Origin of the sequence: Microcoleus sp. C2D2 (assembly GCF_036702495.1) — a bacterium.
Lineage (GTDB): Bacteria > Cyanobacteriota > Cyanobacteriia > Cyanobacteriales > Microcoleaceae > Microcoleus.
The window spans coordinates 1-25,425 of the sequence record NZ_JAUBTO010000127.1 but is presented as its reverse complement, the minus strand read 5'-3'; the positions used below and the strand labels follow the sequence as shown (position 1 = coordinate 25,425).

The following is a 25,425-nucleotide window of genomic DNA, read 5'->3' as shown; positions in this document are numbered from 1 at the left end:
TTTTGAGCCAACATTCTCATGAAACTACTGCTCGATCGAACCCTCGATCGATTTATGAATGATTTGCGATCGCTATATTCGTTCAAAAGACCGTTTTTTGGTTTTCGGTGCTCCGGCGATCGAAGATACTGAAATTCAAGAAGTGGTGTCAACCATCAAAATAGGTTGGTTCGGTACAGCCTCTAAAGTCATGAGTTTTGAAAATGACTTCAAAGCTTACAAAGGTTCCCAGTAGGCGATAGCAGTCAATTCCTGTACGGCGGCACTGCACTTGAGCATGTTCGCTGCTTTGTTACAACCGGGGGATGAAGTCATTACTACTCGGATGACTTTTTGTGCCACAGTTAATGCGATTATTCACGCAGGCGCAACACTGGTACTGGCGGATGTAGATCCGGTGACAATGAATCTTGACCCCGCTCAAGTCGAAGCTAAAATAACTCCAAAAACAAAAGCAATTTTGCAGGTTCATTTTGCAGGCCGTCCCTGTGACATGGATGCGCTTTGCGAGATGGCTCGCCGTCACAACTTGAAGTTAATTGAAGACTGCACTCACGCGATCGAAACAGAGTACAAGGGACGGAAAGCAGGCACATTTGGCGACTTCGGATGCTTCAGCTTTTATGTTACCAAAAATATCGCGACAGGTGAAGGAGGAATGATTCTCGTCGGCCGTCAAGAAGACGCCGACAGGCTCAAAATTTTAGCGCTGCACGGTATGAGCAAAGATGCTTGGAAGCGCTTCGGAGACTCGGGTTACAAGCACTACCAAGTGGTGGAAGTCGGTTTTAAATACAATATGATGGATCTGCAAGCTGCGATCGGCATTCATCAAATGAAACGAGTTGCTCCTTATTGGAAGCGGCGCGAGCAGATTTGGCAGTGCTACAACGAAGCATTTGCGGATCTGCCGATTACTTTGCCCGCGAACCCCGAACCGGATACAATTCATGCTTATCACCTGTGCACCATTCTGGTAGATGAAGCCAAAGCAGGAATCAGCCGCGACGAGTTTCTCAACGCTATCAATGCTAAAAATATCGGTGTCGGCGTACATTACATGAGTATGCCGGAACATCCTAAAAATCTATCAACAAATGTTGGGATGGCAGTCGCAAGACTATCCGAATGCGAGCTACATCGGGCGGCATACAGTTAGCTTGCCGATTTCGGCAAAATTAACAGATGCAGATGTGGAAGATATAATTGCGACTGTTAAAAAGTGTTTGGCGATCTGCAAAACTAAGAATCCAGCTTTAGCAACAGCAGGCTAAAGTTTTCAAGCAAGTCGCGATTAAAACAACCCCTAACTGCTTTCCTTAGCTAAGTAATTATATCGTTTCCGGTTGCATGGGCACGATCGAGTCAAGGTCAATAATTCCACATTCCCCCACGGACGACTCCCAACTCCCAACGGACCATCATTCCGGTGTAACCGGAATTGATATTAGGGGTTGTTTTAATAAATCTAAAATGAGTGCAAGATAACGATCTTAAGCTTAGTTGGGAAACTTCCTAGGCATTTTGAACCGGAACTCGCAAATGGTTAACCTAATTATCTGCTTGATTTTTGATTGTAGTATTTAGAAGCCAGCCGTTTTTCAAACAACCACTCTTTGCTTTCAGGAGAATCCTCCAGCCAGCGATCGATCAATTCAGCCCATTTGACAGGCAGGCGCAACTTATACCAGGTTGAGTGAGAAGCGACAGAAAGATTGTGGTAAAGCGCTGAATCCGAAATTAGTTTTTCGATACATTCTGCTAAAGCCAGAGAGTTCCCCGCCTCAAAAATCATGGAATTAACGCCGTGCTTCAAGTAGGTTTTAAACATCGGGCGATCCGAAGCTACTATCGGTGTTCTATTGCGCAAAGCGTGCTCAATTGTCAGGGGAAAGCCTTCGAGATATTCATGCCTGCTAGTAACTAACACGAGATCGGATTCTCTCATTAAATGTTCTACAGTCTGACTTGGCAATAATCCCAGAAATTCTACATAATCTTTAATTTGCAACTGTTCGACTCGCTGGTAAAAGAACTCTTCTTCGCCGATACCTGCCATTTTTAAGTGGACTGATATATTCCGCTCTCTTAACTTGGCTACGGCTTTTAAGATATCGCCAACTCCCTTGCTTTGTATTAATAAACCAGCGTAAAATAGTTTCAAGTTTTTGATGCTAACAGGAATTTTTTTCGGTAAATAGAACCGGGATCGCTCTCTTACAGGAAGTCTCAAGGAATTATTTTATCTGGTTTGACTCCAATTTCTTTGAACAATAAAGATGAAGTAAGGCAGTAAGTCCCAACCCATTCTATTTGCTTGTTATTCAACAACTTAGCGAGGAAATAGTTGCGAATTTTCTTTCGCCAAGTTGTTGGCGCAATAGATTCTGCAAATACAGCGATGGTTCTAATTTTGTTTTTAATTGCCCACTTAAAAACTTCTGGAAGAAGCGTCCGCATGATTAAGTGATTCGGATTTTTCGCAGCAATTAATTCGATCAATTTTTGGGAATTAATTTTGTCCTTAAATCCGCAACCGATCGCCCGCACGCCGTTTTCTAGAACCTGAACCTTAAATTATGGTGTCCTGCAACAAATAACCGTTACTGACTCCGCTCGTTTTGCCGTCTCGGTAACAGCATCAACAGAATATTTTTGAGCGTAGTATGTTTCGCTTCCCCCTTGAGCCAAGCGCTCAAAGGCTTCTGCGCAATCGCCGGCATTCTCCGCTATGACTAAGCGCATTTTCCTCAACTCTGGTTATAAAGTATACATAGGACTTAGGGTGCCAAAGATGTGTTATCAGGTTTATGTGGACGGTTTGATGTACTGCCACTCTAAAACTATTAATTTTATTTGGCTTCAGTCTGATTATAAAGAGTTTCGGCAAAAGGCACGTCAATAGATAGCGGCCGCAGTCGCTTTGTATGGGGGGTTTGAGGCTAATTTTGTCGGAATTTTTCTGAGAGTGTGCTGCAAGTAGAATGCGGGAATTAATCCCGACTAAGAAAGGAGAAATACTGTCCCCTGCAATTTGAGATCCGAAGTTGCGATCGACAATTATTGTCGGCACTCACATAGCATATTGGAGGGGATGCCAGCAGAATTGGGCTCTAAAATTCACAAACCGTGACAATATTTGGTTTTAGGGCATTCAGTAAGCCAAAGTTTCTAAAGTTTCCCGCAGATAGGACCGAACCTGCTGATCGATGGTGGCATTTTGCTGCTGACGCTCAAAATTGAGTTCTAGCTGCCAGCGTTGAAATCCTGAACTTGCGCCGATCGCGGATTTGAGACTGCCCCAGATTTCAGAATCTTCGCACAGCTCGATCGGCTCTGCGGCTTGAGGTTCTTCTGCGATCGGTAGATAATTCGCCATATTGTTATACCTCTGTTTTAATCCCCTGTAAGCATTGAAAGCTTACCTTGACACTCTCTATTATAGATTCTTATCTCCAGATAGCCCATATAAAATATCCACAACCTGCGATTAAAAATTAAATATTAAGACTATTAATAATCTCAATCAGAAGAGGGGCATCACCTATTTTTTTTACAGCATATATCTGTCCAAAGTAAAGTAGCTTAAATTACAATTGTGCCCATCTTAATTATTTATTTCACTTTTTTTCGCTCGACTGTTCGGGTAGAAATGTAACGCCGTTGGTGTCAGCAGGTTTTGGGTTGACAATACTGCCGGCTGACGAATTCCCTATGCCGGATGCTGGCTCAATTGACTCTGCGGGTGCAGCAACAGCGGCAGTTGTCTCGGCTGCCAAAGCCGGCAAAAGTCGATCGACTTGCCAAGGCGCGATCGTAAAATCCTGCCGAATTTTTTCTAACACATGAGGCTTTGTCGCTGCAAATTCTGATTCCGGCGTCAGCAAAACCGCCATGACACTAGCAGACACCTGCAAAAACAAATTGCTAGCTAAAAAAGCAGAAGCTGCCAACAACAATCCAGCCCACCGCCAGGAAGGAGGAAAGGGAGCCACCGAAGCCGCGAGGGGAGCGAATCGGTAGAGCTGCCACAAAATTACTGCCAGCAAAACAGCCACAAATAGAGCAAGTCCTTTATTTAAGTTAGTTTTAAACCGAGTCAGAATCCGGTGCTGCAAAGAAGTTAAATTCTGCGGTTTCACCGCCACAACTAAAATACTAAAAATGTAAAAAGGGCGGAACCACTGCATCCACAGCACAGGAACAATACCTGCTACAGCCACTAAAAACATTTCTAACCAGACAGGGAGGAGGGGAGAACCCACTGCGAGTCCCAGCAAGCACAGTCCCAGGAAAATCGGCAGTGCAGCCGCCCCAGAAAGGTGAATCCACAAAAAAGGCTCTGACCAAAAAGAACGCACTTTAAATAGTTATGAGTTATGAGTTTTGAATTTTGAGTTTTGACAGCCAGGAACCCACTCTTGACCCAGAAACCCGCTGCGAATAGTACATATCTCGCGATCCCACCCAGCATTTTGGGGAGAAACTCGGTTGCTTTGCGTAAGTCTTATTTTAGTTTTGAATTTTGAATTTTCAGCAACAGCCAAGACGATTAGGACGTTGTTAATTGCTGACATCTTTGCTTTTATTGCTTCTTCCTTCTGTCCTAGATAACTAAAACCTTCTTCCTTCTTCCTTCTGTCCTAGATAACTAAAACCTTCTTCCTTTTCTCCTAGATAACTAAAACTTTCTTCCTTCTGCTATAAGTTAAACACAAAAGTTGCGAGTGATGAGTTTGGGAGTATTGAGTGAAGAGAATAGTGGCGAGCGATCGGCAATTTAGTTGCCTTCACTCAAAACTTCTCTTCCAACTCAACACTCACAGCTCAAAACTATTGAGATAGAGTCCGGCGCTTAGTAACCATCCGGTAGGCTTCAATCATATCCCCATCCGCCCAGTCGCTAAACCCGCTCAAGGAAATGCCGCATTCAAAGCCAGCATTGACTTCCTTGGCATCTTCCTTCATCCGTTTGAGGGAGTCGAGGACACCTTCGTAAACGACATTGTTGCCCCGGCGCACCCGCACCTTGCAGTTACGGATGACTTTGCCAGAGAGTACCATACATCCAGCCACAGCCCCGCGACCGATCGCGAAGACAGCGCGCACTTCGACTTGACCCAAAGGTTCTTCCACCAGTTCGGGTTCCAGCAGACCTTCCATCGCCCCTTGAATGTCATCCAAGAGGTTGTAGATGATGCTGTATTCCCGCACGTCTACGCCCGCTTGGTCGGCCGCGAGGCGAGCCTCGGTGGCCAGAGTAGTATTGAACCCGATAATCACAGCATTGCTGGCTGCTGCCAGGTCAATATCCGTTTCTGTAATTTCCCCAGGAGCAGATAGCAGCAGTCGGAGTTGAACTTCTTTTTGAGGAAGTTGAGTCAGAGCGCCGACAATTGCTTCGAGGGAGCCTTGGACATCTGCCTTCAAAATCAAGTTGAGTTCCTTGAGAACGCCTTCCTTAGCTTGTTGAGAGAAGCCGCTGAGGCTGATCCGACCACCTTGCAGCAGGCGGGAATCTCGTTGGGATGTAGCTCTTCCAGAGGCGATCGCCGCAGCTTCTTTTTCGTTTGCGAAGACATCAAACTCATCTCCGGCGCGAGGAACTTCCCGCAGCCCCAGCACTTCCACCGCGAAGGATGGAGTTGCTTGCTCTACGCGTTCGCCCCGGTCATCGATCATTGCGCGCACCTTGCCCAGAGCCGAGCCTGCGACCACAATATCGCCCACTCGCAGAGTGCCGTTCTGCACCAGCAGAGTTGCCACAGGCCCCCTTGCCTTGTCGAGGTGAGCTTCAATCACAGTACCCTTAGCCGGTCGGTTCGGGTTGGCGTTGAGGTCTTCCATTTCCGCGACTGTCAGAATCATTTCCAACAGCGTATCCAGGTTTTCGCCTCGGATCGCGCTGACTGGCACCATCGTGATATCGCCGCCCCAGTCATCTGCGACCAAGCCGTACTCAGTAAGCTCTTGCTTCACCCGTTCCGGCTGAGCACCCTCCTTGTCTACTTTATTGATAGCCACGACAATTGGCACTTTCGCCGCTTTCGCGTGGCTGATCGCTTCAATTGTCTGGGGTCGCACACCGTCGTCGGCCGCCACCACCAAGATGGCGATGTCCGTAACCCGTGTTCCCCGAGCCCGCATCGCTGTAAAGGCTTCGTGGCCGGGCGTATCCAAAAATACCACCTGCTGGCTTTTGCCATCGTGTTCCACATCCACGTGGTAAGCCCCGATGTGCTGGGTAATCCCCCCAGCTTCTCCCTGAGCTACCTTTGTTTTGCGGATCGAATCGAGCAAGGTAGTTTTGCCGTGATCCACGTGTCCCATAATCGTTACCACTGGCGGACGGCGTTCGAGGTATTCCAAATCTGCTGCGTCCAGCATCTCGATCACTTTGATAGCTGGGGCTACTTTTTCTGGGGTTTCCACCTCTACGCCCATTTCTTCGGCTACCATCCTCACCGCTGGAATGTCCAGGGTTTCGGTAATGTTGACCGCAATGCCTTTAGAGAACAACCGCTTAATAATTTCGGTTTCGGGAACAGCAAGAGTAACTGCTAGTTCCTGAACGGTCATCGGCCTGCTTAGATACAGCTTTTCTGGACGTTCTACCTTAGCTTCTGCTGTTTTGCCCCGGTTGCCGCGTCCCCCGCTCGAACCTGAAGAAGAACTTTTATCGTGAGAAGGGCCCGGTCTCTTATTTTTTCCGCTGCTTCCGGGTGCGCCCGGAGTTGGTGTTGACTTGGGTGCTGCTTGTCCCTTCGCTTTAGCTGGGCGGGCTAGGGACAGGCTGACCGTGACTGGTGCTGGCAGATCCAAGCCATTTTCTAAGTCATCGTCATCCTCGTCTATGGGTTTGAGGCGAGAACGTTTTGCCTTAACAGCCTTGGCAGCTTTGGCAGCATCTGAGTTTTCGTCATCATCTTCTTCCCAAATGACCGATGTCTTTTTGGCAGGACGAGGGAGAGTTGGCCTGCTGAGGAGAGGAATCTCCAGCAACGGCGTATTATCTTCTTCATTCTCATCAGTGTCATCCCCGGAGGCTCCGGTGTCACCGCCCCGGCTACGCAGCCCGGTAGCTGACGTTGCGGGAGCAAGGCTCCGGCGCGGGCCACCGGGCTGGGGTCGATCGGCCAGTTGAGTTTTTACTGGGCCACCAGCGCCTTCCCGGCGCGGTCTTTGCGCGTCGCGAGATTCGGTAGAAGCGGACGGTGCAGGTCTGCTGGGGCGGCTCGGTTTAGCCGGCGCTTCCAGAGTTTCTGCTTGTTCTGATTGCTCTTGCTCGGTTTTTGCAAGTTTGAGTACCGGCTTGTTTCCCAGATTTTGTGGGGTACGGCTAGCCGACTCGGACGCCGCTCTGACTGGTGGCGACGTTAGTTTTGCCGACGGCCCGGGGGGGGCCACCGGCGGTTGCTTGGTGCGTTCTGGAGCCTTTTCCAATGAAGGTTGAGGTGTCAGAGATGCCACCGCGTGCGCGGTTGTTTCCGCGATCGCATCTACTGTTTCCGACACTGTTTCCGACACTGTTTCCGACACTGTTTCTGACGGAGCCGCCGAGACAGCGACATTTGGCTTCGACAGTACAGGTCGATTGATATTTGGTTTAGCTGGAGGCTGGAGTTGTTGAGCGGCGGGCGATTTTGGAGGAGTTGCCACGGTTGCCCCAGGCTGGGTTTTTTGCTCCTCGTTGCCCGCAGGCTGGGAGGAAGCACCAGCCGGCCGTACTTTTGGACTGCGTATTTCTAAAATTTGCTGCTTTTTTTGTTGGTCGTTAGGGTGAGGGCCAGATTCTCTAGATGGCGCTGCTGCTCTTTCGGGGGGAGCTGGCTTGCCGGGGGAAGAGTGGCTGCTGGCTACGTATTTTTCAGCCGTTTTGCGAATGCGTTCTGCTTCGGATTCTGTAATTGTGCTGCTGTGGCTCTTGACTGAAATATTGAGCCGCTCGCATACTGCCAAGATGTCTTTATTATCCAAATTTAGTTCCCGTGATAATTCGTAAATTCTTACTTTGCCGTTGTTCATCCACTCTGCCCTCTTTTGTGCCAACCAGTTTTTACATTGTGATTTTTTGTTCTAATGACGACATCATTCGCTGTGATTGATTCAGTGTCAGGAATCAGGGTTTTGGTACTCGCTCAGCAATTTTATCTAAAAGATGCAACTCGCTGAAGTCTGCGGTTGGAGAATTCTCAAGTCTTTTTGGGAACTTGGAACTCTGAAGTCTGAATTTTGGCAACAGCCACTATCTCAAGCTTCAAAGTTTGCCTTTCCACCTTGAGGATACCTCTGCTAGTACCCTACCCTTATCTAATCTGACACAAATCTTTCCAGACTGGTGGGCAGATCGGATTGGGGTTTTAGAGCTGGCGCTACCGGTAATTACTGGTAGGGCTGCCAAGAGGGTTTATACAGTCGAGGCCGAACTATTGTCGGTTTTTCGCCCGGCCCGGGATGGTGTCAGATGTGCGGTCAGATTTACAGTCAGATGTGGCTAAACGCTGCCAAAGTGTTTGGTACAGTTCGTCAGACACAGGCGCTTTGAGCGATCGCCCAAGTCGATTTTTTTTCTGAGCTGCTTTGAGGCATTCGGCTTCCCGACAAAGGTAAGCCGAACGGCCAAGGCCACGATCTAATTGTACCTGATGAGAAGGATAGAGCCTGACTACTCGCCAAAAAGCTTCCTTAGGAGCTATTTTTCGACAACTTGCACAGCACCGGTAGTTCGGTTTCATTTCTTGTGAAAGGGGGAGTAGGGGGAGAGGGGGGAGTAGGGGACAAGTCCTCCTTGTCTCCCTTCGAGAGAAAATATTGTGAATGTCACAGTTTTTAGACGGCGGCTTCGGTTTCCTCCGTGGCGCCTGCCTCCTCTTCCTCAAATTCTGCGGTTTCCTCGTCGCCGTCGAAGCCGGATGCTTCGTCTGCGTCGTAGTCGCCTGCTAGTTCTTCGAGCCTGGTTGCTTCTGCGGCCAATTTAGTGTCTTCGGCGGCGCGATCGTACTTAGCAATATCTTTGATATCAATTTTCCAACCGGTGAGGCGGGCTGCCAGGCGCACGTTCTGACCTTCTTTGCCAATGGCAAGACTCAGTTGGTCTTCAGCGACCAAAATGTGAGCTCTCCTGCCTTCTGGAGCAACTAAACGCACTTCATCTACTCTAGCGGGACTCAGAGCGTTGGCAATATAAGTTGCTGGGTCTGGAGACCAGCGGATCACGTCTATTTTTTCGCCGCGCAATTCGTTGACTACTACCTGAATCCGCGATCCCCGCGCTCCGATGCAGGCTCCTACCGGATCTACGTCGCGATCGAGAGTATCAACTGCTATTTTAGTCCGGGGGCCGACGTGCCGGGAGGGCGGATTTGCCTCCCTAGCTACGGCGACAATCCTCACCACCCCGTCTTCTATTTCTGGTACTTCGTTAGCAAACAGGTAAACCACCAAACCTGCGTCGGCTCTGGAAACAAGTAACTGCGGCCCTCTAGTAGAGCCTTCGCCTACCTTTTTGAGATAAACCTTGAATGTAGCGTTTGCCCGGTAATTGTCGTTAGGCAACTGTTCGCGCTTAGGGAGTTCGGCATCTACTTCTGGCTGACCGAAGCTGCTGGTGACTGCTAAAATCACCGACTGCCTCTCAAACCTGAGCACTCTTGCTTGAAGAACGGTTTCTTCTAAATCTTTAAACTCTTCTTGAATCATTTTGCGCTGTTGGTCGCGCAGTTTTTGAGCGAGAACTTGTTTGGTCTGGATGGCGGCCATGCGACCAAATTCTTTTTGATTTGGTGTTACGTCTACGAGCACAATGCTGCCCGGTTGAGCTTCCGTGGCTACTTCTTGCACTTCCGAAAGTGAGATTTCGTGATCGGGATTGATGACTTCTTCGACAATAGTTTTGTTTGCTAAAACACGGAAACCTTCTTGTTCTGCGTCGAGTTCTACATCAAAGTTGTCGAAGTATTCTTCGCTGAAGTGGTCGAGTTTTTGGGTGCGGCGGTAGCGTTCGTATCCTTTGAGCAGAGCTTCCCGCAAGGCTGCTTGGACGGCGTGTTTGGGTAAATTGCGTTCTTTGCTAATACCTTCGACCATATCTTTTAGTCCGGGCAGGGGAACCATTGACATATAAAACACTCCTTTTTTGCTTTGGTAATAAGTAACTGGTAATCGGTAATTGGTACTGGGAAATTTTCGAGTAAAAGCAATAGCAGATGATTGATGAGTTACTGGATAGGATAAGGGGAGCTGGGTGCTGTAACAATTTATTTGTTGTTCCTATTCAACCCGCTGCTAAAGATGTGATTGTTAAAAAGTAACTCGCAGCGAAGCGTTTTCAGCTTGCTGCGAGGCAATCTCAAAACTCAAAACTCAAAACTCAAAACTCAAAATTTCCCTTTACCTTTCCTTTCCTTCGTCTAGTTCAACTTTGACAATCTGAGGGCGGGGAATTTTAACCTGTCGCCCTTTTTGATTGAGATAAACCGCTGTTTCATCCCGGGAGAGGAGTAGCCCTTTCCACTCTTTGATTCGCGAGTCCGGTTCGGTGGCTTTGACTGTCACGGGGAAACCTTTAAAGGTAATGAATTCTCGATCGCTGCTGAGCAATCGGGATATTCCGGGACTGGAAATCTCTAGCACGTAGGCATCGGGTATGATGTCGGCTGCCTCTAACTCGGCATCGAGGGCTGTGCTCATGCGCTCGCAGTCGGCTAAACCGGTGTCTTGTTGGAGGTTGCGGATGTCTACCCGCAAGACGGGAGGATTTTGGTTGGTGTGAAACACTGCTCCCACTACTTCCAATCCCAGTGTTTCCGCAACGGGGGTAGCTAAGTCAATGATTTGTGGGATTAGGGGATGAGTCATATCGAATACTTAAGTTAAAACTCCTGAACTCGGATACGGGCAAAGAAAAATTTGGTGTTGAGATTGCTTGGCTTTGAGGTGGTTTGATTAGGTGGCTGCGACTTTCCTCTTCAACTTTGGGACTTAGCCAACATCCCTGCAGGGGCTCTCCAGCGGGGGGATTACCCCTACTGGATCGGTCCTCAACTTGCAAGTCTGACGCCCTGAGCTCTTTTCCTGCGACTAATGCAACAAAAAAAGTGGGCTTGACCCACTCCTAGGTAAAACAATTTCTTCCAAGAAGTTTGAGGACTTCTTCCGATCGAAGGGAGGCCTCAGTTCTCAGTTTAGCTCGATCGCCCGCTCGGTGACAAACCGATCGCCCTCGGGCGAGTGTCCGAGGGGAGAGGGGGAGAGCTGACAGGGGGAATGAGGACCACTTCATCACCGTTTTGGAGTGGGGTGGGGCGAAAACCAATTCCTGGTTGATACCGCTCACGGGTGCGAGCGCCCATAGTTAGAACAGTAGGCGTGAGGCACTCAGGCGTTCTAGGACTTGCGATACGGGAGTTTCCTTGGGAAATTCTAATTTCAGTTCGGACAAGCCGTATCCTTCTTCATAGGCAGCCAATAGTTTGACCCCGCCCAAAAACGGATACTTGTGAACGACAGGAATCGCCATCGGTCCAAAATTTTCGACCCTAGTTCAAGCTCCCAGATTCATGTGTGGAGTAAATCTCAAATCCTTCGACGGCGAGCGCGACTCGACGGCGAGACGGGGGCGCGAGCCGAACCTCTCGCCGAACGTCTCGCGCCCCCGTCTCAAATCTCAAATCGACTGACAGTGACGGTGATTAATAGATTAGACATTGGCGATCGCATGATTAACGGTATATTGACAAAACAGCAAAATAAAGATTCACCATAAAAAATCCCCATTACTAATGCTGAATAGGAAGCTCAATTACAAACTCTACCCCCCCTTCGGGCAACGAAATGCAGCTCAGCTTACCACCATGTTTTTCTTCTACGATCTCACGGCTAATAGACAAACCTAAACCTGTCCCTTTACCCACTGATTTAGTAGTAAACATCGGCGTGAATAAATGCTGCATTACTTCCTCATTTATGCCAACCCCATTATCAGCAATCCGAATCACCACTCTGTCACCCTCAAGCATTTCAGTGCAGATCCGAATCTGTGGACTGCGGCTCTGTTTCTTTTCCCCGCACAGCGGACAACTTATTGTATACTCTTCTAAAGCATCAATTCCATTCGCCAATATATTCATAAATACCTGATTAAGTTGCCCCGGATAACACTCGACTAGCGGCAATTCGCCATACTCTTTAATCACTGCAATTTCTGGGAAAGTTCCTTTAGCTTTCAGTCGATGCCCTAAAATTAATAAGGTACTATCTAGCCCATCGTGAATATTCACTGGCGTTAGTGCCGATGTATCCAACCGAGAGAAATTACGCAGTGACATAGAAAGATTGTAAAGTCGCTCTGTTCCGACCGCCATTGAATCAATAATTTTGGGTAAATCTTCAACAATAAAATCTAACTCAATCTCCAACGACTTATCCTCAAATTCTGATGTCGAAGTAACGCTGTGCTGGCAAAGCCGAATCATCCCGAGCAAATCGGCAATATATTCCTTGGCAATAGGGATATTATTGGAGATACAACTAACTGGATTGTTAATTTCGTGAGCCACCCCAGCTACAAGTTCACCAAGGCAAGCCATCTTTTCACTTTGAACGATTTGCACTTGAGCTTTTTTAAGATTCTCCAAAGCTTGAGAAAGTTCAGCCGTTCGTTCTTCCACCCGTTTTTCTAACTCCTGCGCGAGCTGATGTAACGCTGCTTCTGCTGCGAACCTGTCTTCAATTTCCTGTTTGAGAAGCAGATTTTGCTGTGCGAGAGTTTTAGTCAAAGAACGCAGTGTTAAATGGAGATTGACGCGAGCTAACACCTCCTGTTGTTCAAAAGGCTTAGTAATGTAATCCACGGCCCCTAGATTAAAGCCTTTGACTTTATCTCCTATGTCAGACAGAGCCGTCATAAAAATCACCGAAATTTCGTTAGTCAACCGACTTGCCTTCAGCCGATGACAGGTTTCAAACCCGTCAATTCCTGGCATCATCACATCTAACAGAATCAAATCAGGCTGACTGTATTCAGCCTGTTCGATGGCAGTTTCGCCATCAGTTGCTACCAATATCTCCCATCCAGAACCAGCTAAGGCTTCAGAAAGCACGTCGAGATTGCTAGGGTTGTCATCGACGATTAAGATGGTGCTTGTTTCCATATTGCCTACCTTCATTATTTTTATAATCTGTGGGATTTAATAAACTCTTTGATTTTTTTCACCTGATAGCCTTGGGCTAACTGGCGCAGCTCAATAGCAAAGGAAACAAATTGCTTATCCAATTTTTCTAGGTGCTCACTGCGCTCCACAATTGCTTTTACGTTGCCTCTCATAGCTAGTTCAAATAAAATTTCAATTTCTTCGGGCGGGGGAGCTATTAAAGAGGTCGATTCAGAAAGTGATGGAGGAGCAGAGTCAAGGGAAATAGTGCTGATTTCTTCCTGCTTTTCTTCCTCATATATCCATTCGATTTCTAAATACTTTTGCAAGATATCAAATAGCTCTTCTGCCTGCACTGGCTTACCGAGAAAATCGTTGGCTCCACCCTCCAAACTTTTATGTTGATCGGTAGCAAATACACTCGCCGATGAAGCAATGATTGCCACTTCTTTATAGTGTGGCAAATTTCGGATACGGCGCATCATCTCAAAGCCATCTAACACTGGCATCACCAAGTCAGTGATAATCATATCAAACTTAAACTCTTCTACTTTTTCTAAACCCTCTTGACCGTTTTTAGCTTCGGTTACTTCAAATCCGAGGGGTGAGAGCAGATTGACAATGACTGAGAGATTTTCCCATTTGTCATCCACAACCAAAACTTTCTGCTTTCTACCTTGGTAGCCAACTAGCTTTCCTAGCTTGGCAATCGTGGCTGTATTTGCCCAGTCTCCCGCTTCCGGTAAATCCAAATCTATCCAAAAAACACTGCCGGATCCTGACTGACTTTTTACTTGAATTGTACTACCCATCATTTCGACAATTTTCTGGCTAATTGTTAAACCGAGTCCGGTGCCTTCCGCATGACGCTTGCTGTCTCCTACCTGTTCAAAAGGCAAAAATATTTTTTCTAATTGTTCTGGTGTCATACCAACGCCACTATCTTCTATTTGAAAGCGAATTTTGTGAATTGGTGAGGCTGGCTTTGGCTCATTGCTTTGTAAGTTTTCACCTGTCCCCTTTTCCAGAGGTTCTATCTTAAAAGTCACCCCTCCCGACTCGGTAAACTTAATTGCATTGCTCAGTAAGTTAATGAGCACCTGTCGCAAGCGTTTTTCGTCAGCATGGATGCCTGCAGGCAGTTCAGAACTGGGTTGATAAACAAAGGCAATTCCTTTTTGTTCGGCTCGGATGCGGCAGATTTCCGCGACTCCCTGCAAAAAGGAAGGAAAATGAAAATCTTTCGCGTACAGTTCCAATTTCTGGGCTTCAATTTTAGCGAGGTCTAAGATGTCATTGATCAGGGTTAGCAGGTGGGAGCCACACTGGTGAATGATACTGATACCTTGGAGCTCTTTCGGAGCCATCGTGTTCGATCGTTCTAGGATTTGAGCGTACCCTAAAATGCCATTGAGTGGCGTTCTCAATTCGTGACTCATATTCGCTAAAAATTCACTTTTAGCTTGGTTGGCAGTATCAGCGATTTGTTTAGCTTCCGTGAGTTCGACGGTGCGTTTTTCTACTCGGATTTCTAGCTCTGAATTGGTCTTGGCTAGCGCCTTAAAGGATTCGCGCAACTGCTGGGCCATAATGTTGAAAGACTGACCCAAAACTTCTAGTTCTTCTACGCCTTTTATCTGCACATTTTTCTCTAATTCTCCACTCGCAATTGCCCTAGAAGCTTTGCTCAAAAGGATAATTTGGCGGGTGATCCAGCGTGCGGTTAATATTCCTAAAACAGTAGCCAGCGCCAAGGCTCCCAAACACAACAAAATGGTAGTCTGGGTATTGGCGTTAATTTGATCCATAAAATCCCTTTCAGGAACTACCACCACGATCAGCCAGTCCAAGCCTCGGCTATCCTGAAATGGCATGACTTGGAGGAATTGCCGCTGGCCGGCGAGAGTAAAATCTAATTGTTGAGAACTGTTAATTTTAGTGAGGTCGCCAAAGTGTTCTTTTAAATGCGCTGTTGTCAGCCGAAGTAAATCATTTTTGCTGTCTAAAGCATTCAGGCGATCGATTTCACCATTCTTGGTAATAAATGGCTCTTTGAGATTTGAACTAGCCACTAGAAGTCCCGAACGTTCTATAATGAATGTCTCTCCCGAACGTCCGATTTTTAAGCTGTGCAGGAAGTCACTGACGAAAGAGAGCAGAAAATTAGCAACTAATACTCCGCTTAGCTCACCACTTGCGTCATAAACGGGATATCCGGCGGGGAGCGAGAGCATTTTTTGACCGACAATCGGAAAAATCTTACTCCATGTCGGCTTGCCTAAGCGTACACTATCTTTATACCAGGAACGAGTGAGTATATCATAGTTACGGGAGACTTGTAAGAGGTTTGTTTGATTGCCTTTGCTATCAGAGTCATAGATATGAAGTTCATTCCGATGCTCTTTGTCTGCTATTTTAAAAATTACTTTGCCATCCTCTAGACGTTCAACGGCAATGAACTCTCCATTTTTGGTAGCAAAACCCATATTAGATATATAATTGAAGGCTTGTAGTTGCTCCCAAAAATAGCGCTCTGTACTCTCTAAGTCGTCTAGATTTAAGTATCCTAGTCGAATGGCATTGGCATTCAGTTGATTGACGCGAAGGGCTGTATCTAGGTATGTGTTTAGCTGCTGCTGGATGCGGGCCGTAATTTCACTCCGCAACTGGCTAGCAACTTCGTTGACTGCTTTTTGTCCGTTGCGTAAGGATAGCCAACCTGTCAGCCCGACGGCTGCAAAGATTTGCAGAACGAATGGGAATACTAAAATCAGGCGCAGGGACACCTTTTTTTTAGAACGGTTTGATAAGAAAGTGGTTGCAGAGGTGTGTGACATGGATTTGTGTTACTCCTGGGGTAACGAGTTTGCTGAAAAATCTCAGTGGATTTAGTGCAATGAGGCTGAGGAAATATATATTGAAAAGCAATCTCTTATAGTTAGTGAAAATTTTTAGACACTAACTTGCTTGAACAAGCATGGCTACTTACGTGTTTTCTCGGAGAGGGTTATAATTATAGTTGACTAAAGATGCTGACGCGCCTGATTTTTTTTATAGCAGTTGTAAAACTTTTTAGCCTTTAGGAAAGCTGTTAGCAATCATATCTAATAGATTACTGGGTTTAGAGCTATTGGTAGTAGTTTTTAACTTTACTTTACAGATTGGCTCTCAACAGTAGAATTTCATCAAACTTACATATAAATTGATATAACGCTAAAAACATGACACGCCAGGCCGCTGAGAACCCTAAGGGCGGTCTAACTCAGTACCGCGCTGAAGATTTGATGCACAACCCAGCAGATGACTCTGGTAGACAATGCCGATCGCACATGAAACTTTACAATTCAAGCAAGTTTCATTTGCAGGAGTTACAGCAGGGTAATGGCTAATTGCTAATAGCGGAAGAAAAAATAAGTAAAGCGGTGCTGCAGAGGGGATTATGACACAGGATAGGGGTTAGGGCTATTCTTTTATTTCTGGGAAACTATGTAAGCTTAATAGTGAATTGGGAATTATAGGTGAACACATGGCTGGCAAGGATTTTAAGGTTATTCAAATCCTTGAGGCTAGGGTTTGTCATCAGTTGATGTCAAGGAAGGTAAAGTAGAGATACAACTGACTACAAGGATTCGATCGCCAGGAACAAGTTGCCGTTATGCCCGGTGGGGATGACCAGTGGGAAAGGATCAAAGATTTGTTGCCCGGAGGTGAAGGTTATGTGTGTGCGACATCCTGCCTACAATCGGTTGTTCGTGGAAGCGGTGTGGCACTAGATAAGATAATCCCTGGATTTTACCGTACATTACCGGATCTCAACCCAAAAAAGTTTTCTGCCCCCAGAAAATATGATAGTTGTTGAAAGACATTAAATAGACAGACAGCATCAATTTTTTCAACGGTTAGATCGCTTATCCTTCCTGTCAAAAAAACTCTACAATCATGCTAACTATTGCATGAGGTCACACTTTTTTCAGTCGGGGTCGAACGCGGGATATGCTTTAAATCTCAAACAGTTATATGCGATCGTCAAACCCAAGGACGAGTATAAATCCTTACCACCAAAAGTTAGCAATCAAGTTGTGAAATTTGCCCTCACGGCTCACTATCATCGGGTGCTGATTTAACCGGAAACTTTCAAATAAATTTTGAGAACTTAATTAGTGGGAATAACTCGCGGTCTAAAGGCTGCAACGCAGGTTTCATCTCCGACGCGAACGCGCGGAGTTTTTACGAAGAGCGTTATAAAGCTCGCCACTTGATTGAGAACTTATGAAGCCAAACTCAAGCAGTATCGAGCCATTCCCGCGCGCTACGACAAGCCCAAAGTCAACTTTGTGGGATCAATCTACTTCGCGGTTATTGCGTTAGGGATCAACTGATGACAGGCCCTAACGCGGGGCTATCCGTTGCAGTTCTTTGGCTTGTTCTAAAATTTTCTCGAAGTCTTCTTCGCTCAATCGCTGAATGTAGTTGATTTTGAACTCTTCTAGGAAGTCGCACAGCAGCAGTTGTATTTCTTGCCAGGTGTGCTGCTGTTGCAGTTCGGCTCCTAAAGCTTGCCCGAAATGTTGGACTAGCTGGCTTGAGAGTTTCATGCCTATGGGGTCTTCGGTGGCGATTTTGAAGGCTTCGTAGGCATCTTGGGGGCCGAGAGTGGCTAATTTTGACAGTTCTGCAACTAATTGCTCTGCTAGCTGTTCGGGCAGGTTTCCCAGCCCGGGTACTTGCTTCCATCCTTGATAGAGGGGGGATTGTTTGAGGAAGCTTTCAATAGTGTACCGGAGGAGGGCTTCTAGGTCTGGCTGGAGTTGGGGGAGGACTTTGTAGACGGTTATTTGCACGAGATGGGTGGCGATCGCTTCTATTTCATTGATATTGTTGATGTCTACATAGGGCTGTTTTTGGGATTGAAAGAGTTGACGAGTTAGTTCGCCTGTGGTAATTGATTGTTGCATCTGGTTGATCAGTTGAATTACTACTACTTCGGTCAGTTCTTGGGCGAAGTTGGCGACGAAACCTCGACTGATTTGGGTGCGTATGGGTTCGAGATCTGGCATTTTGGCTTGGTGGATGCGAATTGTGACGGGTAATACTCGCAACAGGCGCCAGAATGGCAGCAGCAGGAAGATGTCGTACCATCGCCAGAGCATGGCTGCTCGCCAAGTGACGCTGCGGTGGCGGCGGCTGATGGAGTAGGTACGGGCTAGAAATTCGATCGCGAATATGGCAATAAATGGCAGGTCGATTTGCCAGAAGTTATCGGTGAATTCGCCGTTTTCTCCGATCGTGCGGTAATAGTTGGTGGCGATTAATGGCTTGATTTTGGCGTCAAACCACTGGATTTCTTTTTGCCAGCCTTGTTGGTTTAAATAGTCAGGGCTCCAGAATGTTTGGAATGATTGTTTAGCGGAGTCTTGCGGATTCGGGGCGCGATCGCGCATCCGGTCTTTTATTTTTTCTAGGCTGCCGCTTTTTGATGCTACCCGAAAGGGATCTTCGTCGATCATTTTCGTGCTCAGATTGTTTATTTCCTGCAATTTTGCTGCTACTTCGGGGGAGGGCAAGCCTGTTTGCTCTACTTGAATTTTTAATTCTTCTAAGGTTTCTAGATATTTCTGGGTGTCTCGGTGGGGTTGAATTCCTTTAAAGGGGTCGTATAGTTGAGTGAGAACTGGCAGTTGCCGGAAGTAGAAATCTCGCCCGGACACGTAACTTATGTCAAATAATACTAGGCTTAAATTTCCTAGGGCGACCAGTGCCATGAACCGCTCGAACCAGGGTATTTTTGGTAATTTTTTGCGGGAGTTTGGAGTTTGAGAGGGCTGTATTTTTGGTGTCACTGGCGGTTCCTAATTACGTAGACCGATCGAAATAGATGTAACTGGTAATAGCTGAAAAAAGAAAACAGGGAAAACTGGCTAGTTGTCGGGGATCGCTCGGATTGCGATCGAGCGAGCTAGTATTTATTTTAACCTGCGTTTGTTGGGGAGTTTTGGATTGTTGATTTGGCCTGGTTAGGTAAAAAATTATACTGCTAAAATATTAAAGTCGATCGAACTTGACGGAAGCTGTGGCTCCCGTTAGTCTGCTTCTCTCTGGCAATAAAATTATATCTCAGGGGGAATCCTAAGTTTTTTTTTGCGTTGCACAGCTAACGGGGCTGGTAATAAATTACTATTTCTGTTCGATCTACTGGCTATTTGACCGCTAAATCAAATGTATTGCACGGATCGGACTCGCTTGGTTAGATTTGGACTTCGAGTTTGAGGTGAAACCCTCAAGAGAGTTATACTTGCTCAGGGGCAGTCGGGCGATCGCGCCCCCTTCGATCGCGAGGGTGGCTGCCGCCTCCGTAGGGTTCGAGGTCTCGCCTCTACAAAAACCAGCTCGCGATCGGACTCTTGAATAATATGAAACCCTGACTATAATTTTGTTCGCATTTTTTTAATATATGACATACTGCCTTAATCTCGATTGCCCAAGAGACAAGCGTCAGAACCCACCAGGCACAAAGTATTGTCTTAATTGTGGTTCAAAGCTGCTGCTAAAAGACCTTTATGCGGCAACTGAGCCGCTGCGCGACGGGGGATTTGGCAGGACTTTCCGAGCTGTTAATCATGGAAAATTTGAGGAACTGTGCGTGATCAAACAGTTGTCGCCCCCTCAAGAGTTTCAGCGGAAGCCCGGTCATTTTAAAAAATATGTTCGGCTGTTTGAACAAGAGGCAAGGCGGTTATACGAACTGAAACACCCGCAAATTCCTCAGTTGATTTCTTATTTTGAGGAAGATGGACGCTTGTATTTGGTGCAAGAGTTTATTGATGGCAATAATTTAAAGGATGAGTTAGAAAAGTACGGTGCTTATAGCGAAAATAAAACGAGCGAACTGCTGTTAGATTTGTTGCCTTTGTTGAAGTTTGTTCACGACAGAAATGTAATTCACCGCGATATTAAGCCTGAGAATGTGATCCGCAGATCTCGCGATCGTAAGTTAGTGCTGATAGATTTTGGGGTTTCCAAACAGGTAGTAGCTGCTGCTCCGACTAAAACTGGAACTAAGTTGGGAACTCCCGGCTACGCGGCTCTAGAACAGCGTCACGGTAGGGCTGTTCCTGCTAGCGACCTTTACAGTTTGGGGGTGACTTGCATTCGCTTGCTGACTTCTGTTATGCCTTATCTCGATATCTACGGGGACATTCACGATGACCTTTACGACCCGCTTGAAGGCCGCTGGCTTTGGAGGGAGGCTTTGCCGAAAGGAACAAAAATTAGCGATGATTTAGGTCAGGTTTTGGATAAGTTGATTCAGGAATATGTTAAAGACCGCTACAAGTCGGCTGTGGAAGTTTTGGAGGCTTTAAAACCTCCTGTTGTTGTTGTCCCAGGGTTGGAAAACTTGCAGCAGGCAACTGTTCTTAGTCCTTCTGTACCGACTCAACCTGTGACTGAGACTCCAGTAGTTTCTGAGAATTTAGAGTCGGAAAAAGGTATTGATTATTCTCACTTGGCAAGGCTGCTGGCTGCTAAAAATTGGCGGGGTGCCGATGAGGAAACTTCTGTGAAAATGCTGGAGGTGATGGAGCAAGTTTCACGGGGTTATTTGAGCGAGGAAGATATTAGGAAGTTTCCAGCTAAGGATTTGCAGACTATCGATCAACTTTGGGTGCGGCACAGTCACCGCAGATTCGGTTTTTCTGTGCAAAAGGCTTTGTGGCTGAAGTCGGGGGGAGAGGCTGGTGTTTATGATGCTACAGTTTGGGAGAAGTTTGGCGATCGAGTGGGCTGGCGGGTTAACGGCCAGTGGGTATATTATACGGAGCTGAATTTTACTTCTAAGGCAAAGCCTGGACATTTGCCGGGGGGGACTGTTTTTGGGTGGGAAGGCGGGGTTTTGTGCGGTGTTTTGGGTTTGGGTGGGATCTGGTTTCTGCTGTCGCGCCGGGATTTGTAGGAAGGAGGAAGTTCGGCAACGGATTGTATTACCTACCGAAAAACTGGGGTCAGAGCCTCGCCCTTCTAGGGCGACTTTAATTCTAAGATTCTAAGAAATGTTTTGATATTTCGTAGATTATTGGTAGAATAAAGTAAGGAGGAAAAACAAGTGTTTAATCTAACGTTTGAGTTCAAATTAAAACTCACCACGGCACAAGTAGCGATTTGTGAAAACTGGCTAGAACAATGCCGCAAAGTCTATAACTATGCACTAGCCGAGCGTAAAGACTGGTATAACTCACGCAAATGTCAGATTAACGCTTGTTCTATTCGTTCTGAATATATCATTCCAGCGGAAAAAGTAAGACCAACTTATTTAAGTCAGTGTAAAGCTTTAACAGCATACAGAAAAACTAGCCCACGGCAACAAATTAATGCTCAAGCGTTGCAACAAACATTGCGTAGACTAGAAAAAGCTTTTGTTAGTATGTGGGAACAAAATCACGGATTCCCCCGATTCAAGAAAAAAGGGGCGATGAAGTCTTTTGTATTTCCACAACTGGGTGTAAATACTCTTAAAGGCAATTTCATAAAACTTCCTGTAATTGGCTGTGTAAGGTTTCGACAATCTCGATCTATTCCTGATGACGGAACAATTAAGCAAGCACAAGTAGTCAGGCGATCGAGTGGTTGGTATGTAATGCTAACCGTTCAATGGGATGTATCTATTCCCGATCTAATTCCGCACGGCCATCCAGTTGGAATTGATATCGGATTAACTAATTTTATTGCAACTTCAGATGGACTTTTAACCAAGCGTCCGAAGTTTTTTGTTGATGCAGAACGCAAGCTTAAATTGCTGCAACAAAGTGTCAGTAGAAAACGCATTGGCTCGAACAATTGGAAGAAGGCTCAGAAAAAAGTTGCTTTGCTGCATGAGTACGTTGCAAACTGCCGCAAAGACTGGCATCGCAAACTATCGCACCAAATTTGTACTGATACAGGAATGGTTTTTGTGGAGGATCTAAATCTGATTGGGTTGTCTAGAGGGATGCTGGGCAAGCATTGTTTAGATGCTGGTTTTGGTCAATTCTTCAATATTTTGTCACAAACTTGCTTTAAGCGTGGCGTATATTTCCAAAAAGTAAATGCTAGAAAAACCAGCCAGATTTGTCCAAATTGCGGTACAGAAACAGGCAAAAAAAAACTATCAGAACGCACTCATAATTGCTCAAGTTGTGGTTATGCAACCGACAGAGACGTTGCAGCAGCCCAAGTAGTTCTAATTAGAGGACTTGCAGCCGTAGGGCATACGGTTAAGATGTTTGCTGAGGGTAAATTCATTGGAATCCCTGCGAAGCAAGAATCCCCACGCCTTTAGGCCCGGGAGTGTCAAAGACGCTTTAGATGGGTAGGAGCTTATTACAGGTGGGCGATCGTCAGCGATATGTTCTGAGCGATATGTTATATATAAATAATGTACAAAAAACTAGGAAAATAAGATATAATCGCAAACCATTTTTTTGTGATATGTTTTTAGAGAAGGGCAAGTGTACAAAGTCGCAGCCCAGTCCTGGTCCGTGGAAAAGCATCGGGACTAGCTTTTGCTCCAATTTACCAAGGAGATATATCTATTATGTTGCAAGAAAAACGTCTCAAGCCGTGGACTGTAGTTCGCTCGCTCCCAAATGTGGAAAAGGTGGTTGTGGGTGAGTTTCGCAGTTGGTCTGATGCAGACGGTCACTTGAAAATTCTCAAGCGGATGGTTCCGGCGGATCGATTGACTGTTGTGTTCGATCCGGTAGTTCAACCGTAATGTCGCTGCTAAATTGATCGGCGTGCGATCGCTCTTTGAGCTAAGCGATCGCCTCTTTTTTTACATAAAAAATGATCCCGCTAAAAAGGCGATCGCAACTTGAATCATTGTCCTTAACTGCGGCGAATTTCAGTAATTTGGTCGGCCACATCCAAAATTCTTTGGGGCATGGATGGCCCGGTAAAAATCATATCCAAATGATGCGGCTTGCTGTCAATCAATGCCACCACTTCGGCTTCGGGAATCAAGCCCAAATTAACGGCTAAACTCAATTCATCGAGAATAACTAGCGCATAACGGCCTTCGCGCACCGCATTTTGAACATACTGCCACAATTGTTCGATCGATTGCGTCTCAAGCTCATCTAAATCGGCCTTGTCAATGCAGCGGGGCAAATCGCACCGCACCCAATCTAAATTTTGCCCCAGCCGCACCGGCTGCTGATGCCCTTGATTGATTCCCCCTTTGAGGAACTGCACCGCCAGCACCGGAGATCCCTGTCCTGCAATTCTGAGGGCCTGAGCCATGACACTGGTAAAAAAGCAGCGGTACGGGCCTGTAAAAACTTGCACCAGCCCTTGAACTGTGTAGGGCAAGCTGTGGGTTAAATTGAGTTTAGGGGTTTGTAACTGAGCAACCATAGGGCAATATTTAATCAGCAACTAAGTCTTGAGTGCAGCTCCGACCTTGGCGCGGCTGAAGCCTGCTTGACAATATATAGTGTACTGGGCCGAGTGCACATCCGATCGAACGCTAGATATACAAGTTGTCAAAAGCTCGCTGCAGTGGCATTCGCAGTCGTTTCTTCGATTTTTGAACTCAAGCAAGCAGCTTGCGGCAGAAACCGGTTTTTTTACCAAAATACGGCGGGGATCGCCCCAGTTAGATAGTTAGAGGGTGAAAAAGCAAGGTGATGAGAGTCTTGGGAAGTCCAGGACTGTTAAGAAAAGGTACACATCGCGTAGAATTTGAATGTCGCGGCACTAGGAGCAGGGACTGTGAGATTGGTGATTCTGGGAGGGCCAGGAGCGGGAAAGGGAACTCAGGCTGAACTACTGTGCAGCAATTTGAGCCTTCCTTTGCTGGCTGTGGGGGACATTCTACGGGAGGCGATCGCACAAGACACAGATTTAGGCAAGCTGGCGGTGTCTTATGTCGAAAGAGGGGAATTAGTTCCCGACGCAACTATGATTGAATTCTTTCGCCGCCGGCTGCTGCTGTGGGATGTGTTTAATGGCTGGGTGTTGGAGGGCTATCCGCGAACGGCTTTTCAAGCTGAGGAGTTGGATTTTTTGTTGGACGATTTGGCTCAGCAGCTAGATTGGGCGATTTTGTTGAAAGTGCCGATCGAGGTTTTGCTGAGGCGATCGATCGAGCGCGATCGATCGGACGACCACCCTGAAATTTTACAGCGTCGGCTCGATTTGTTCCACGAACGCACTATTCCTCTTTTAGAGTATTACGAATACCGCAACAAACTGTTAACTGTCAATGGCGACCAATCGCCAGAACAAGTCCAGCAGGAGCTTCTCAATTTGATCGAGGCTAAGGGCAAATAGTCAGACCATTTTAGATTTTAGATTTTAGATTTTAGATTGAATGGCTGCATATGTAACGAATCAAATAAAGCTGGAATATTAATGCCTACTTCCCAATTTTTAATTCCCTATTACCCATTACGAATCACCTAAATCTTATGTCTTTCCAGCGTCCCGACGGCCGACAACCAAATCAACTTCGTCCGATTAGTTTCGATCGAGAGTTTACCAAATTTGCTAGCGGTTCCGTACTCGCAAAAAGTGGCGATACTCAGGTACTTTGCAGCGTGACAATCAAGCCGGGAGTCCCTAGATTTCTGGAGAATACCGGACAAGGTTGGCTAACAGCGGAATACCGAATGTTGCCTGGTTCTACGCCGCAGCGACAAGAGCGGGAATTTATGAAATTATCGGGACGGACTCAAGAGATTCAGCGGTTGATTGGGCGCAGTTTGCGATCGTGCTTGGATATGCAATTATTGGGAGAACGCACCATACTTGTCGATGCCGATGTTTTGCAAGCGGACGCTGGGACTCGCACGACTTCAATTACTGGCGGGTTTGTGGCTGTGGCTGATGCTTTGAATAAGTTGGTCCAAAAAGGTGATTTAGTGCGATCGCCCATTATTCGTCAAGTGGCGGCCGTGTCTGTGGGGCTTTTGGAAGGCGAGCCATTTTTAGATTTGAATTATCTTGAAGATGTGGCGGCTGAAATTGATTGTAATGTGGTAATGAATGGAGATTTGAATATCATCGAAATTCAGGGAACTGCGGAAGATGGAAGTTTTAGTCGGAGTCAGTTAAATCAAATTTTGGATTTGGCAGAAATAGGAATTCAAGAATTGTTAGAGGCTCAGCGGCAGGCTTTAGTTGAGTAGGTAAACCTGATGCAACAGCAGAGCGATCGCTTTGGGTGCATCTCACTTTGGCAAATGTGTCAAAAAAGAGATAAAATGAAAAAGCTAGTAAAATCGTTAAATATTAAATA

At 46.4% G+C, this 25,425-nt stretch carries 24 protein-coding genes; 10 read left to right on the top strand and 14 right to left on the bottom strand.

Features of this window, described 5'->3' with window-relative positions; genetic code table 11:
* Positions 1-58 precede the first annotated feature (58 nt).
* Together QUB61_RS29740 and QUB61_RS29735 are read left to right on the top strand one after the other, a co-directional pair.
* Complete coding sequence (locus QUB61_RS29740) at positions 59-235, top strand: hypothetical protein (protein ID WP_333133602.1); 177 nt, start codon at positions 59-61, stop codon at positions 233-235.
* Positions 236-277: 42 nt separating this feature from the next.
* Positions 278-1,159 carry a DegT/DnrJ/EryC1/StrS family aminotransferase gene (locus QUB61_RS29735; RefSeq protein ID WP_333133601.1) on the top strand — a complete coding sequence of 294 codons (882 nt, stop codon included), beginning with the start codon at positions 278-280 and terminating at the stop codon, positions 1,157-1,159.
* Positions 1,160-1,555: 396 nt separating this feature from the next.
* On the opposite strand, the gene QUB61_RS29730 is transcribed toward QUB61_RS29735, so the two are convergent.
* The 10 genes from QUB61_RS29730 to QUB61_RS29685 form a co-directional block, all read right to left on the bottom strand.
* Positions 1,556-2,164: a glycosyltransferase gene (locus QUB61_RS29730; protein WP_333133600.1), complete on the bottom strand. Its 609-nt coding sequence runs from the start codon at positions 2,162-2,164 to the stop codon at positions 1,556-1,558.
* Positions 2,165-2,229: 65 nt separating this feature from the next.
* A complete protein-coding gene (locus tag QUB61_RS29725) occupies positions 2,230-2,550 on the bottom strand; it encodes a hypothetical protein (RefSeq protein WP_333190246.1) in 321 nt (106 codons plus the stop codon).
* Positions 2,551-2,577: 27 nt separating this feature from the next.
* Positions 2,578-2,745: a hypothetical protein gene (locus tag QUB61_RS29720; protein ID WP_333133598.1), complete on the bottom strand. Its 168-nt coding sequence runs from the start codon at positions 2,743-2,745 to the stop codon at positions 2,578-2,580.
* Between the two features lie 409 nt (positions 2,746-3,154).
* On the bottom strand, positions 3,155-3,379 hold the full coding sequence (locus QUB61_RS29715) for a hypothetical protein (RefSeq protein WP_333133597.1): 225 nt from the start codon (positions 3,377-3,379) through the stop codon (positions 3,155-3,157).
* A 241-nt stretch (positions 3,380-3,620) separates the two neighbouring features.
* A complete protein-coding gene (locus QUB61_RS29710) occupies positions 3,621-4,361 on the bottom strand; it encodes a low-complexity tail membrane protein (protein WP_333133596.1) in 741 nt (246 codons plus the stop codon).
* A gap of 472 nt (positions 4,362-4,833) precedes the next feature.
* Positions 4,834-8,025: a translation initiation factor IF-2 gene (infB, locus tag QUB61_RS29705; RefSeq protein WP_333133595.1), complete on the bottom strand. Its 3,192-nt coding sequence runs from the start codon at positions 8,023-8,025 to the stop codon at positions 4,834-4,836.
* Between the two features lie 401 nt (positions 8,026-8,426).
* Complete coding sequence (locus QUB61_RS29700; RefSeq protein WP_333133594.1) at positions 8,427-8,735, bottom strand: YlxR family protein; 309 nt, start codon at positions 8,733-8,735, stop codon at positions 8,427-8,429.
* A gap of 94 nt (positions 8,736-8,829) precedes the next feature.
* Complete coding sequence (gene nusA / locus QUB61_RS29695; RefSeq protein WP_333133593.1) at positions 8,830-10,119, bottom strand: transcription termination factor NusA; 1,290 nt, start codon at positions 10,117-10,119, stop codon at positions 8,830-8,832.
* 270 nt (positions 10,120-10,389) lie between these two features.
* On the bottom strand, positions 10,390-10,857 hold the full coding sequence (rimP, locus tag QUB61_RS29690) for a ribosome maturation factor RimP (protein ID WP_172191967.1): 468 nt from the start codon (positions 10,855-10,857) through the stop codon (positions 10,390-10,392).
* A gap of 496 nt (positions 10,858-11,353) precedes the next feature.
* The gene (locus tag QUB61_RS29685) at positions 11,354-11,518 is read right to left on the bottom strand and encodes a thiamine S protein (RefSeq protein WP_333133592.1); all 165 of its coding nucleotides are present in this window, start codon (positions 11,516-11,518) and stop codon (positions 11,354-11,356) included.
* A gap of 42 nt (positions 11,519-11,560) precedes the next feature.
* Between QUB61_RS29685 and QUB61_RS29680 the strand changes: the two genes are divergently transcribed.
* A complete protein-coding gene (locus QUB61_RS29680; RefSeq protein ID WP_333133591.1) occupies positions 11,561-11,764 on the top strand; it encodes a hypothetical protein in 204 nt (67 codons plus the stop codon).
* A gap of 13 nt (positions 11,765-11,777) precedes the next feature.
* On the opposite strand, the gene QUB61_RS29675 is transcribed toward QUB61_RS29680, so the two are convergent.
* Positions 11,778-13,151 (bottom strand): response regulator, encoded by a 1,374-nt coding sequence (locus QUB61_RS29675; protein ID WP_333133590.1) that lies wholly within the window; start codon positions 13,149-13,151, stop codon positions 11,778-11,780.
* Positions 13,152-13,171: 20 nt separating this feature from the next.
* Positions 13,172-15,988 carry an ATP-binding protein gene (locus tag QUB61_RS29670; protein ID WP_333133589.1) on the bottom strand — a complete coding sequence of 939 codons (2,817 nt, stop codon included), beginning with the start codon at positions 15,986-15,988 and terminating at the stop codon, positions 13,172-13,174.
* Between the two features lie 384 nt (positions 15,989-16,372).
* On the opposite strand from QUB61_RS29670, the gene QUB61_RS29665 reads away from it, so the two are divergent.
* Positions 16,373-16,540: a hypothetical protein gene (locus QUB61_RS29665; protein ID WP_333133588.1), complete on the top strand. Its 168-nt coding sequence runs from the start codon at positions 16,373-16,375 to the stop codon at positions 16,538-16,540.
* A gap of 564 nt (positions 16,541-17,104) precedes the next feature.
* A complete protein-coding gene (locus QUB61_RS29660; protein ID WP_333133587.1) occupies positions 17,105-17,275 on the top strand; it encodes a hypothetical protein in 171 nt (56 codons plus the stop codon).
* Positions 17,276-17,539: 264 nt separating this feature from the next.
* Here QUB61_RS29660 and QUB61_RS29655 read toward each other — a convergent pair whose 3' ends face one another.
* Positions 17,540-18,991 (bottom strand): hypothetical protein, encoded by a 1,452-nt coding sequence (locus QUB61_RS29655; RefSeq protein WP_445300295.1) that lies wholly within the window; start codon positions 18,989-18,991, stop codon positions 17,540-17,542.
* A 611-nt stretch (positions 18,992-19,602) separates the two neighbouring features.
* Between QUB61_RS29655 and QUB61_RS29650 the strand changes: the two genes are divergently transcribed.
* From QUB61_RS29650 to QUB61_RS29640, 3 genes are all read left to right on the top strand, one after another.
* On the top strand, positions 19,603-21,102 hold the full coding sequence (locus tag QUB61_RS29650; RefSeq protein ID WP_333133586.1) for a GUN4 domain-containing protein: 1,500 nt from the start codon (positions 19,603-19,605) through the stop codon (positions 21,100-21,102).
* A 150-nt stretch (positions 21,103-21,252) separates the two neighbouring features.
* Positions 21,253-22,464: a transposase gene (locus QUB61_RS29645; protein ID WP_333133585.1), complete on the top strand. Its 1,212-nt coding sequence runs from the start codon at positions 21,253-21,255 to the stop codon at positions 22,462-22,464.
* Between the two features lie 255 nt (positions 22,465-22,719).
* Positions 22,720-22,899 (top strand): hypothetical protein, encoded by a 180-nt coding sequence (locus tag QUB61_RS29640; RefSeq protein WP_333133584.1) that lies wholly within the window; start codon positions 22,720-22,722, stop codon positions 22,897-22,899.
* Positions 22,900-23,012: 113 nt separating this feature from the next.
* On the opposite strand, the gene QUB61_RS29635 is transcribed toward QUB61_RS29640, so the two are convergent.
* On the bottom strand, positions 23,013-23,540 hold the full coding sequence (locus QUB61_RS29635) for a P-loop NTPase family protein (protein ID WP_333133583.1): 528 nt from the start codon (positions 23,538-23,540) through the stop codon (positions 23,013-23,015).
* Between the two features lie 357 nt (positions 23,541-23,897).
* Here QUB61_RS29635 and QUB61_RS29630 point away from each other — a divergent pair, with 357 nt between their 5' ends.
* Together QUB61_RS29630 and rph are read left to right on the top strand one after the other, a co-directional pair.
* A complete protein-coding gene (locus QUB61_RS29630) occupies positions 23,898-24,458 on the top strand; it encodes a nucleoside monophosphate kinase (RefSeq protein ID WP_333133582.1) in 561 nt (186 codons plus the stop codon).
* A gap of 137 nt (positions 24,459-24,595) precedes the next feature.
* Positions 24,596-25,315, top strand: a complete 720-nt coding sequence (gene rph / locus QUB61_RS29625) for a ribonuclease PH (protein ID WP_333133581.1) — start codon at positions 24,596-24,598, stop codon at positions 25,313-25,315.
* Positions 25,316-25,425 lie beyond the last annotated feature (110 nt).